Below are 12,437 nucleotides of genomic sequence, written 5' to 3'. Positions count from 1 at the left end.
CTAAATTTTCATGTATTCATTAGATATTTTAAAATAGAATCAATTATTTGTACTTTTGTTTTACTTAAAAAATAATTAATCAAAATACAGAATGGCATTTGACATAGATATGATTAAGGGTGTTTACACCAAAATGACAGAGCGTGTTGATAAAGCACGTGAGATAGTAGGAAAACCATTAACACTTTCAGAAAAGATTTTATATTCGCATCTCTGGGATGGTAATGCCACCAAGGCATTTGAAAGGGGAAAAGATTATGTAGACTTTGCTCCAGATAGAATAGCCTGTCAAGATGCCACAGCACAAATGGCATTATTGCAATTTATGCAAGCTGGAAAGCCTAAAGTCGCGGTACCCACTACAGTACATTGTGATCACCTTATACAGGCCAAAGATGGCGCAAAAACAGATTTAAAACACGCTAACGATGTGAGTAGCGAAGTTTTTGACTTTTTAGAATCGGTGTCTAATAAATATGGGATCGGTTTTTGGAAACCAGGAGCTGGAATTATTCATCAAGTCGTTCTCGAGAATTATGCATTTCCAGGTGGTATGATGATAGGTACAGACTCTCATACGGTGAACGCTGGGGGACTTGGTATGGTCGCTATTGGAGTTGGTGGTGCTGATGCTGTTGATGTCATGGCAGGTATGGCTTGGGAGCTGAAATTCCCAAAACTTATTGGTGTAAGATTAACAGGAAAACTTTCAGGTTGGACCGCACCTAAAGATGTGATTTTAAAAGTAGCTGAAATTCTAACCGTGAAAGGTGGAACGGGTGCTATTGTAGAATATTTTGGACCTGGAGCAACGTCTATGTCCTGTACAGGAAAAGGAACCATTTGTAATATGGGTGCCGAAATAGGGGCGACCACTTCTACCTTTGGGTATGATGACTCCATGGAACGTTATTTACGTGCTACAGATAGAGAAGATGTTGCTGATGAAGCGAATAAAATTAGAAAGTATTTAACGGCAGATGCTGAAGTATATTCAAATCCTGAGCAGTATTTTGATCAGGTTATTGATATTGATCTTTCTGAATTAGGGCCACTTTTAAACGGACCGTTTACACCAGATTTATCTACAGAAGTTGGCGATGCCATGTCTTTAAAAGCAAAGGCTAACGATTGGCCAATTAAAGTAGAATGGGGATTAATTGGGTCTTGTACCAATTCTTCTTATGAAGATTTATCGCGGGCATCATCTATAGCACAACAAGCGTTGGATAAAGGCTTGAAAATGAAATCTGAATTGGGGATTAACCCAGGTTCAGAACAAGTGCGGTATACAGCAGAACGTGATGGGATCCTTGATGTTTTTGAAAAACTAGATGCTAAAATATTCACGAATGCTTGTGGACCATGTATTGGACAATGGGCACGTTATAGTGATCCTAAAAATGCACCAAAAAATAGTATTGTGCATTCTTTTAATCGAAATTTTGCAAAGCGTGCGGATGGAAATCCGAACACACATGCTTTCGTGGCGTCTCCTGAATTAACTGCTGCTATTGCTGTAGCAGGTCGTTTAGATTTTAATCCACTCAAGGATACGTTGATAAATGAGAACGGCGAGGAAGTCATGTTTGATGAACCAACAGGATGGGAATTACCACCAAAAGGTTTTGAAGTAAAAGATAATGGCTATTTGGCTCCTGAAAAAGACGGTAGCGAGGTGGAAGTATTTGTAAAAGATGATTCTGAGCGCTTACAGCTTTTAACCCCTTTTGAACCTATTGGAGATTCTATAACAGGGGCTAAATTACTAATTAAAGCCTTTGGGAAATGTACTACAGATCATATTTCCATGGCAGGACCTTGGTTGCGTTATAGAGGTCATTTAGATAATATATCTAATAATACGTTAATTGGAGCGGTAAATGCATTCAATCAAAAGACGAATTTTGTAAAGAATCAACTTACTGGTGAATATGGAGGCGTACCAAATGTACAGCGCGAATATAAAAAAGCAGGTATTAAAACCATTGTTGTAGGTGATCACAATTATGGAGAAGGCTCTTCTCGTGAGCATGCAGCCATGCAACCAAGACACTTGGGAGTGGCGGCCGTGATTGTAAAATCATTTGCTCGTATTCATGAAACAAACCTTAAAAAACAAGGTATGTTGGGGCTAACTTTTGCGAAAGAAGATGATTACGATTTAATATTGGAAGATGACACATTCAACTTTATAGATCTAAATGAATTCGCACCAGGTAAGCCATTAACCTTAGAAGCCGTTCATGCCGATGGGTCTAAAGACCTTATCAAATTGAACCATACTTATAATGCTGCTCAAATAGGCTGGTATAATGATGGTTCTGCGTTGAATTTAATTAAGAAATTAAATGCATAATTTATAGAAATAGATTTTAAAAAAGTCCAGCTTCGAGCTGGATTTTTTGTTTTCTTGCTGTTCAAAAAAACTTTCATTATAATTGGTATTACCTAAACATTATAGAATGAATTCCAGAGAAAAACAATTACAGGCTTTTGATAGGTTGCTCACGATTATGGATGAATTGCGTGCACAGTGTCCGTGGGATAAAAAACAGACTATGGAAACCTTAAGGCATTTAACCATTGAAGAAACTTATGAATTAGGGGACGCCATTTTAGATAATGATCTAAATGAGATTAAAAAGGAATTAGGCGATGTGCTACTCCATATCGTCTTTTATTCTAAAATTGGAAGTGAAACCCATGATTTTGATATCGCCGATGTCTGCAATGGAATCTGTGAAAAGCTCATCAGTAGACATCCGCATATTTATGGAGATGTGAAAGTGGATAATGAAGCGGATGTAAAACGGAATTGGGAAAATTTAAAGTTAAAAGAAGGTAAAACAAGTGTGCTGGAGGGTGTGCCTAAAAGTCTTCCCGCATTAGTAAAGGCCAATAGAATTCAGGAAAAAGTGGCAGGTGTTGGATTTGACTGGGAAGAACCCAATCAGGTTTGGGAAAAAGTGGAAGAAGAACTTTATGAATTTAAGGACGAAGTGGATTTAGGCAATCGGGATGCTATGGAAAGCGAGTTTGGAGACGTATTATTTTCTATGGTTAATTATGCCAGATTTCTGGATATTAATCCAGAAAATGCCTTAGAACGTACCAATAAAAAGTTTCTAAAGCGCTTTCAATATCTAGAAGCTAAAGCAAAGGTGTTGAATAAACCATTAAAGGACATGACCTTGGCAGAAATGGACGTATTCTGGGAAGAAGCTAAAAAAATGAAATAACTAATCAGCCTTTATGTTTTTTAAACCCTTTTAAATTCATAACAAATAGCGTCATTAAAATAAGTGTGAAGGCATAAATAGTATCTTCAATAGGAATGGTAAATAACCGAAGGCCTAAATTTTCTGCATCATTATACCAAACCACTTCATCTTTAATAAAACTGCCTGTTAATACGCCATTCACTATAAAAAAGGGAATCAACATCACCAAATAAGTCAAATAAAAGGATTTGAGCAAGTTGAAATTCATCTTAATAACCACTACAATTAAAATACTTGCTAGGATGAAGTTTACAAAAGTGTACCATTTATCATAGTTATAAATTGCTAATGTCATGAATACAATGAAACATAAATAACTCATTTTTTTGGTTATGCTATTAGAAAGTTTCATATTCGGGAAGTAGTGCAAAAGGGCGTAATGCGTGAATATACAGGCATACGGGATACATATGAAAAACAACCATTCTTCAATAGGTAGATTAAAAAGGCTAATGCCCAAGAAGTAAGTTTCGTTAAAACCCCAAAATCCAGAATTGGTAAAAATAATATCCCAAGGAATAAAAATAAGCATCATGGTAAAGATGCCTAAAAACAACCCAGGCCACTTTTTGTAAAATTTTAATTTGGGATGAAAACTATAAAGAAATGGCACTGAAAGCGATCCTAAATTAAGCCAGAGATAAAGAAATTCCATCACTAAGGTTTCTTAAAATATTTAAATGGAACGAATAGCATACCGAAACACTCTCCGTCCGATTTTCCTAAGTGCTTATGGTGCATTTTGTGAGCTCTTCTCACACCTTTAGCGTACCAATTATTGGCATTTCTAAATAATTTAAACCGCTGGTGAATAAAGATGTCATGAACGATAAAATAAGACAGTCCGTAGGCAAATATGCCTAAACCAATGGGTAAGCCTTCCCAAAAGGTAGTATATTTCCAAAGCAGAAAAAAGCCGATACTTACCACAGCATAGAAAATAAAAAAGGCATCATTGCGTTCAAACCAACTGTCATGGTCCTTTTTATGGTGGTCTTTGTGAAGGCTCCATAAAAAACCATGCATGATGTACTTATGCGTAAACCACGCCATAAATTCCATAAAGGCATAGGTTGCTAAAAAAACCAATATCCAAAGTAGTGTTTGCATGACTCGATATTATATTAATTTTAATTGATATTTCACATAACTACGCATGAACAATTCAACTTTTTTAGGATTAGACACTCTAATTCTTGACTCTTTTATTTGTAATGCGGGAGTGTGTCTTAGCTTTTTTAATAGCTGTCTATAGTAGCGATATGCCATAAAAACCCCGAATTTAGCCTCGATAGGCAATTTTTTTATTCCGTTCAAGCCTTTTTCAAAATCACTTTCGATATCATCAATTATCGCTTTTTTTGAAATTTCATCTAGCTGGTTCAAATCGGTGTTAGGAAAATACGTTCGGTTTAAGGTCTCATGATCGGCTTTCAAATCCCGTAAAAAATTAACCTTCTGAAACGCAGAACCCAATGACATCGCCATATCTTTCAATTCTTCATATTTTTGAGCATCTCCTTTAACAAATACTTTCAAGCACATTAAACCAACCACATCTGCCGAACCATAAATATAATCTTTATATTCTTGTTCTGTTAGATAGGTCGTCTTATGCAAATCTAATCGCATACTTTTCATAAATGCATCTACTAGATTTTTATCTATTTGATATTTGTGGAATGTATGCTGAAACGAGTTTAATATAGGGTTTAGACTAATTTTATCTATCAAAGCCTTATCCAAATCTTGTGAGAACCGTTCAAAGAGTTCAGCCTTATTATAATCATGAAATGAATCAACAATTTCATCAGCAAAACGCACAAAGCCATAAATGTTATAAATATCACCTCGAATAGACTTATATAGCATTTTGGTAGCCAATGAAAACGAGGTACTGTAAGTGTTGGTAACCACTTTACTGCACTCATAAGATACGGTATCAAAAAGAGCTTTCATATTTAATTGCTACAGTGTTTAATTATTAAATTGGCGACTAATTTACCGGATATTAAAGATGGTGGAACACCAGGTCCAGGTACGGTTAGCTGTCCAGTAAAGAATAAATTTCTTACTTTTTTGCTTTTCAGTTTTGGTCTTAAAAAGGCAGTTTGCAAAAGTGTATTTGCCATACCATATGCATTTCCTTTATAAGAGTTGTAATCTTTAATAAAATCGTTTAGACAAAAGGACTCTTGAAATATAACGTGATTTTTTACATTTTGAGATGTTAAAGACTCAAACCGGGTCATAATCTTATCAAAATACAGCGTTCTTAATTCTTCTGAGTCTTCAATACCCGGAGCTAAAGGAATTAAAAATATACCTGCTTCTTTTCCATCGGGTGCTGCATTTTCATCGGTTATACTTGGGAAACTTGCGTAAAAAAGCGGATTGTCTGGCCATTTAGGATCGTCATAAATATCGGCTGCATGTACATCAAAGTCAACATCAAAAAATAAGGTATGATGGTTTACGTTGATTAACTTTTTATCAAAACCGACATAGAAAAGCAACGACGACGGTGCAAAGGTTTTTTTACTCCAGTAGGCTTCAGAATATTGTCTGTAAGTCTTATCAATAAGGGTTTCTGTATGATGATAGTCTGCACCACTCAACACGATATCTGATGGAAACGATTCACCGTTTGAAACTACACCATTTGCTACATCCCGTTCTATGCTAATAGAATCAATTGGTGCACTGGTTTTTATTTTTACCCCGAGAGATTTAGCTAAATGTTCCATGCCTAATATCACTTGGTACATGCCATTTTTAGGATGGAATGTGCCTAAGCCGAAATCGGCATAATTCATAAAACTGTAAAAGGATGGTGTGTCGCTTGGTTTTGCACCTAAAAAAAGTACAGGGAATTCAAGTATTTTGGCTAAGCGGTCATTTTTAAACTCTTTTCTAACGTCCTTTTTTATATTGCTAAAAAATTGATTGAGCTTTTTAATGGTGGCAGGAGTTACCAGTTCCATAGGACTTACACCTGGATTATAAACTAAATCTTTAATGGCAATATCATAATTATCTTTTGCATTGTCGATAAACTTTTTAAGTTTCAGTGAACTACCAGGTTCTTCTGCCTCAAAGGCTTTAGATATTTTGTCTAAAGTATCTTCAATAGTGATATAGTCATTTTTTCCAAAGTAAACGCTGTAGGCAGGATTTAGCTTTTCTAAAGTGTAATAATCGCTTGGAGATTTTCCAAAGTCAGAAAAGAAACGTTCGAAAACATCAGGCATCCAATACCATGTAGGCCCAATATCGAATGTGAATCCGTCACGCTTTAATTGCCTTGCACGACCTCCAATGGTGTTGTTTTTTTCAAAGATGGTAACGTCATGGCCTGCTTTTGCCAGATAGCAAGATGCCGCTAGTGATGAAAACCCAGAACCGATTATACTAATAGATCTTTCCATAATGTTTAACAAATATAATTAAAAGTTAAACAATATCAATAAAATTTCACAGTTCTTTCACTAAACTTTCAATTGAAGTGAAGGTATGGATTTGCTTTGGAATAGATTTTAAATTTAAAGAGGCCAATTTTGGCCCCATAAGGTAGAAGTTGGTGTTGGATTTTTGTAAAAGTAAATCATTAAATTCATTAATGTATTTTGGAATACTAGCTTCATCTGGTTGCACTGTAAAATAAGAAACAAATGTTACTTCTTTAAAAAACTCTAATAAGTCACAAAGGCTTTTCATGGGTACGCTTTCACCTAAAAATATGGTATGGTAGCCTTTACTGCGTAATTGATAATTAATAAACAACAAACCGATGTCATGTATTTCATTTTCTGGTAGAAATAAAATGAAAGTCCGAGTTGTAGGTTGAGGTTCTAAACTTTGAAGCCTTTCAATATTTAATAATATTTTTTGCTTAATATGAACGGAAATAAAATGTTCATGTGCCGGCGTAATGGTATTTGTTTGCCAAAGTAGACCAATTTCATTTAATAACGGTAGGAATACGGAATAAAAAATTTCACTGAAGGTTTTATTCTCAAGTAAGTTATTATACGTGCTGTAAAATAAAACCTGATCAAAATTAATCATGGCCATTTTTAAAGCATTAATAGCGTGATCCTCTACTTTGGCTCTAGATGCAATTTCTCTGACTTTTATAGGGATTTCTTCTTCTTTTAAATTTGCTATTTTAGAAATTTTTAAACCATTATTATTTAAATATGAAATATTAAGAAGCTTTTGGAAACTCTCTAAACTATAATTTCTAATATTCGTATCTGTTCTATTCGGACAAAGTAAATTGTATCGTTTTTCCCAAATTCTTATGGTATGGGCCTTAATGCCTGTAAGGTTTTCTAGGTCTTTAATACTGAAGCTAACCTGAATGTTGTTCATTTAAAATCCATTTTTATTAAACAAAAATAGGAATATTAGTTTAGAAATCAATGCGTGGCTTTAGAATTTATTTAAATTTAGTTGAAATTTATTCTAAAGGAGTGAGCGTTTATGATTGGTAGGAGTAAAATTGTTTAATTAACCAAGAACTTATTAATGTGCGCACGAGAAGATTCGAACTTCCACATCCTAAAACGGATACTGGCCCCTCAAGCCAGCGCGTCTACCAATTCCGCCACGTGCGCATTAATATAGTTGGTAAAAATAAAAAAAGTTAAGCAATAGTGCTTAACTTTTTTGTGACCGGGCTGGGGCTCGAATCATTATTTTAAACAACTGATATTCAAAAAGTTAGTATATGCTTAACAAATATAGGCACCGATTAACGCACCTGATTTTAACATTTAAATTAAATGAACTTAATTGAATGCAATTGCATTCAAAATTCAAATATAGTTAATCTTGATGTACTTATAAATATTTTTCTAATGCATATTCACGTTTTTACTCAAAAAAACATTAATAAGCAAATAGCTATAAGAGTCAAATTTGCTTTATAAACAACTTGCATTATAGTGGTCAGTATTATTAAAAATTTTTGTATTTCATTGAGTATAAAAAGATCTAAATTTTAAGTTGGGGTTGCAACAAAAAGTCGGACAAATTTTCTAGAGCCTATGCTACATTTTTTTGATAAAATTCTAATTACATTTCTTTAGGGGTTTTATAACCCAAATGGTTTCTTAATTCAAAAAAAAGTAGCATATAATTCCTCAATAGTGTTGATTTCCGTATTGGTCAATTCCTCAAATTCCTTCGCTCTTTTGTTCTTTGAAAGTTTCCCATTATTCTGGTTCAGAAACTTGATGAGCAAATCTACTTTGGTATCTGGTAATGTTACCAAGGCATTGATTTGGTGGGTCATCTGATCATATTTTTCAAGAAAATCAAGCTCTTCTGGAATTACTTTATCAATTGTTTCCTCGACACATTCGTAAAGAAATTCAGCTTGAAGTGTGGCATCAAAATAACGGTACAGGTCAATAGTGTCATTTGTGATTTCGACATTATGGTCGGGTGTAGCTTTCCATTCAATTAAATCAAGCCTCGGAGACGAAAATGCTTCCAGAATATCCTGATAATCTCCAATATTGTTTAATATTGCTGCCGAAACAGGAAAAATTATATCACGTTGCGTATATCCCATAAGTACCAAAATATGGTGTATCAAATAGCGATGGATACGCCCATTTCCGTCAGATAGTGGGTGGATAAAAACAAAGCCAAAAGCAATACTGGCTGCAGCCAGAACAGGATCGTAATTACTGTTCTGAAGAAGATTGTTGGTATCGATCAAACCTTTCATCAAAGATTTCAAATCCTTCACCTTTGCTGAGATATGATCGGGCATTGGGATAAAGGTTTCTCGGTCGTGCTCACCTATAAATCCTTCACTTGTTCGAATTCCCATATGCTTTAGTTTTTTAGCGCCTATGACAATTTCTTGTAAGCGTTCTATCTCAAGTATGGTCAATGGTTTTTTACCAGCCTGACCTATTGCTTTTCCCCAATTTCTGGCTCGTATATTTGGGGGGTATTCACCTTCTATGGCAAAAGAGGCCTTGGAGTCTTTTAACAAAAGAAACGCCGCCGTTCTGCGGATTAAACCTTTATTTCGTCCCTTAAGGTTTTTTTCTATGATTTCCGGAAATTTTATGGAGATATAGGTTTCCAGTTTCGTTGTCCTTCGGATCATCGGGCAAAATTCACGTGTTCCAGGTAGATTATTTTTTATACGATGTCTCGTACTGTTTTCTGCTGGGCCGGTAAATTGAAACTTGGGGCTTACAAGTTCTACGTAGGTTCCAACCTTTAAATCTGGAATGTCCAGATTTTCGCCCAATAGCCATTCGTATAAAAACCATACCCGCCTTGAATATTGGCTGGTGGGTTCATTCTTCATCATGGTCTTTACAAGGCCGTCGCCACTGTATAAAAAGAATTCCTTTAAAATCAGTAAATCAATACCCTCATATTTTAATGCAAAGGTTAAATGGGCGATTTCATTTTCCTTAGGCATATACCTGTTTGCAAATACCTGCCATTGGTTGGTATTGTAACGTTGTTGTTTATGGGTTACCAGTGCTAAAGTGTTAGGGAGTGGTAAACGCCTACCGGTTTCTTCTTCTAAAATATAAAGTAGCATGGCATAACCTGCTAAAGCGCCCTCTTCAGGTAGTGTTCTATCATGAAAAGTGATTACTTTGCGTGAAAATCGATTACTCATGGCTATTCTTTATGGAATATGGTTACAAATATAACATGAAAAATGGTTGTTTTTTTGTGAAAAACTATTATTTTTTTAACATTATCGTGAAAAACGATTATAAATAATAAACTTGCATATAGATAGGAACTAGTTAAAAAGTTCTGTCGCAGCTGTTATGAGCTCTATTTATATAATAATAACAACCTTCAGGAGAGTAAGTGGTTGAAAATCAATAAAAATAATTTTCTCATTTAAATCGAATTTGTATCAATATTGACAGCTGCGACAGAATCGCTCTATGCTTCTAAAGACAATTTAGATATTTTCGAAATCGTATTTTTAGATTGAAGCACAATAATTTATTGAGTTTCATTTCTAAGGTTTTGTTCCCAATTCCATGATGAGCTTACAATTTCATCCAGTCCTTTCTGTACTGTCCAACCTAGTTTTTCTTTGGTAAGATCAGTTGCGGCATAAAACTGAGGAACATCACCATCTCTTCTTCCTGTAATTTCATAATTGAGCTTAGAGTTAGTAACAGCCTCGAAAGCATTTATAACGTCTAGTACAGAATACCCAATACCAGTACCAAGATTAAAAAATTCTAAAGCTGTTTCTTGGTCTTTATTGAGTAAACGCTCTACGGCAATAACATGTGCTTTTGCTAAATCTACAATATGAATATAATCTCGTATTGGCGTTCCATCTTTGGTTGGATAGTCATTGACATAAATCATTAATTTTTCACGTATACCTACTGCGGTTTGTGTAATGTAAGGCATTAAATTGTTTGGGATACCGTTAGGCGGTTCGCCAATTTCTCCTGACTCATGAGCTCCGATAGAATTAAAATATCTTAACGAAATTGCAGAAAATGCTTTATTAGATCTTATAAGATCATCTAAGATTTCTTCAGCAACTTTTTTCGTGTTTCCATAAGGTGAAAATGGGCGTTGAGTTTCGTTTTTTTCAGTTATAAGCAAAATATCTGGTATTCCATATAATGTTGCAGAAGAAGAAGAAAATATAAAGTTATTTATACCATTCTTACTTTGGGCCTCTAAAGTGTTTAATAACGAATAGAAGTTGTTTTTATAATATTTAAGGGGTTGGTCCACAGCTTCTCCTACAGCTTTGTGAGCCACAAAATGTATAACACCACTTGCGTCCTTATGTTCATTAAAGACACTATGTGTTGCTAGTGTATCTTTTAAATCAATTTTTATGAATTTAGGATTTACGCCAGTTATTTTATTTATACGCACTAGCGTTTTTTTTAGTTGAATTTGATAAGTCATCCAGTATCACAACCTCAAAATCGTTTTCAATTAATTCTATGACTGTGTGCGATCCAATATAACCGCAACCGCGTGTTACTATAATTTTACTTCTCATCGTTATCCTATTAAATCCTAGATACAAATATATAATTTTTATTTAGTATTTAGCTACTAGTACCTACTAGTTTGGTTTTTTGTAGATTTTTTTATACTTTTGTTCCATGGGAATCGTAGCAATTAAAGAATCATCAGGTACTCCTAAGTACAAACAAATTGTTACTTCAGTTGAAGACGCTATAGTAAGTGGTGCTTTAAAAAAAGGCGATAAACTACCTTCGCTAAATAGTATAAAAGACCAAAATTCGCTCTCAAGAGATACTGTGCTTACTGCTTTTAATGAATTAAAGGCACGAGGAATAATCCAGTCCATAGTAGGCAAAGGTTATTACGTTTCAAGTGTGAATATAGACGTTGTACAAAAAATCTTTTTACTGTTTGATGAGTTAAATTCTTTTAAAGAAGATTTATATAATTCGTTTTTAGAAAATTTAGGAGATAATATTCAAGTGGAAATCTACTTTCATCATTTCAATGAAAATAGTTTCAGAAAATTAATAGAAGATAACTCAGGGAGTTACAACTATTATGTAATCATGCCCGCAAATATAAAAAGCGCAAATAATTTTGTGAAAATGTTGCCAAGTGACAGAGTATACATATTAGATCAAATTCATGAAGACCTGTCTGAATACCCTGCTATTTACCAAAATTTTGAAAATGCCATTTTTGATAACCTTAATAAGGCTTATCACTTGATAGAAAAATATAAGAAGCTTGTATTAGTCTTTGCTGAAGATAAACAACCTCAAGGCATGTTAAAAGGGTTTAATAGGTTTTGTCAAAAAAGCAAAATGTCTTTTGAGATTATAAACGCTTTACAAAATAAGGACATAGAAAAAGGTGAACTATATATTATTCCTGATGATAGGAGCTTACTGGAGGTCATCAAAAAAATGAAACAAAAATCATTTGTTCTTGCAAAAGATATAGGAGTGATATCATATAATGATACCCTACTTAAAGAAATTGTTGAAGGGGGTATTACAACCATCTCAACAGATTTTGATGCTATGGGGAAACGATTGGCAGAAATGATTTCAAACAATGAACATATTCAAATAGAAAACCCACACCATTTAATCATTAGAAATTCTTTATAAGTAATTAATC

Annotated in this window: 10 protein-coding genes and 1 tRNA gene; 3 read left to right on the top strand and 8 right to left on the bottom strand. The window is 34.3% G+C overall.

Features of this window, described 5'->3' with window-relative positions; all coding sequences use genetic code 11:
* The first annotated feature begins 91 nt into the window (after positions 1-91).
* Both FAF07_RS00320 and mazG read left to right on the top strand, forming a co-directional pair.
* Positions 92-2,359: an aconitate hydratase gene (locus FAF07_RS00320; protein WP_142783211.1), complete on the top strand. Its 2,268-nt coding sequence runs from the start codon at positions 92-94 to the stop codon at positions 2,357-2,359.
* A gap of 106 nt (positions 2,360-2,465) precedes the next feature.
* Positions 2,466-3,242, top strand: coding sequence for a nucleoside triphosphate pyrophosphohydrolase (gene mazG / locus FAF07_RS00315; RefSeq protein WP_142783210.1), 777 nt, complete (start codon positions 2,466-2,468; stop codon positions 3,240-3,242).
* A 4-nt stretch (positions 3,243-3,246) separates the two neighbouring features.
* Here mazG and FAF07_RS00310 read toward each other — a convergent pair whose 3' ends face one another.
* The 8 genes from FAF07_RS00310 to galE form a co-directional block, all read right to left on the bottom strand.
* Positions 3,247-3,939: a lycopene cyclase domain-containing protein gene (locus FAF07_RS00310; protein ID WP_142783209.1), complete on the bottom strand. Its 693-nt coding sequence runs from the start codon at positions 3,937-3,939 to the stop codon at positions 3,247-3,249.
* A 2-nt stretch (positions 3,940-3,941) separates the two neighbouring features.
* Entirely contained in the window at positions 3,942-4,394 is a 453-nt protein-coding gene (locus FAF07_RS00305) for a sterol desaturase family protein (protein WP_142783208.1), read from the bottom strand.
* Positions 4,395-4,403: 9 nt separating this feature from the next.
* Positions 4,404-5,243 (bottom strand): phytoene/squalene synthase family protein, encoded by an 840-nt coding sequence (locus FAF07_RS00300; protein ID WP_142783207.1) that lies wholly within the window; start codon positions 5,241-5,243, stop codon positions 4,404-4,406.
* A gap of 2 nt (positions 5,244-5,245) precedes the next feature.
* Positions 5,246-6,712 (bottom strand): phytoene desaturase family protein, encoded by a 1,467-nt coding sequence (locus FAF07_RS00295; RefSeq protein ID WP_142783206.1) that lies wholly within the window; start codon positions 6,710-6,712, stop codon positions 5,246-5,248.
* Positions 6,713-6,758: 46 nt separating this feature from the next.
* Positions 6,759-7,658 carry a MerR family transcriptional regulator gene (locus tag FAF07_RS00290; protein ID WP_142783205.1) on the bottom strand — a complete coding sequence of 300 codons (900 nt, stop codon included), beginning with the start codon at positions 7,656-7,658 and terminating at the stop codon, positions 6,759-6,761.
* A gap of 159 nt (positions 7,659-7,817) precedes the next feature.
* A tRNA-Leu gene (locus FAF07_RS00285) sits at positions 7,818-7,903 on the bottom strand.
* A gap of 503 nt (positions 7,904-8,406) precedes the next feature.
* Entirely contained in the window at positions 8,407-9,945 is a 1,539-nt protein-coding gene (locus FAF07_RS00280; RefSeq protein ID WP_142783204.1) for a Fic family protein, read from the bottom strand.
* A gap of 341 nt (positions 9,946-10,286) precedes the next feature.
* The gene (gene galE / locus FAF07_RS00275; protein ID WP_394344962.1) at positions 10,287-11,192 is read right to left on the bottom strand and encodes a UDP-glucose 4-epimerase GalE; all 906 of its coding nucleotides are present in this window, start codon (positions 11,190-11,192) and stop codon (positions 10,287-10,289) included.
* A gap of 236 nt (positions 11,193-11,428) precedes the next feature.
* Between galE and FAF07_RS00270 the strand changes: the two genes are divergently transcribed.
* Complete coding sequence (locus FAF07_RS00270) at positions 11,429-12,427, top strand: GntR family transcriptional regulator (RefSeq protein WP_142783203.1); 999 nt, start codon at positions 11,429-11,431, stop codon at positions 12,425-12,427.
* The last annotated feature ends 10 nt before the right edge of the window (positions 12,428-12,437 follow it).

Source organism: Changchengzhania lutea, assembly GCF_006974145.1.
GTDB classification, from domain to species: Bacteria; Bacteroidota; Bacteroidia; order Flavobacteriales; family Flavobacteriaceae; genus Changchengzhania; species Changchengzhania lutea.
Note: the sequence above shows the minus strand (reverse complement) of the source record. Positions and strands in the feature narration are given on the sequence as shown.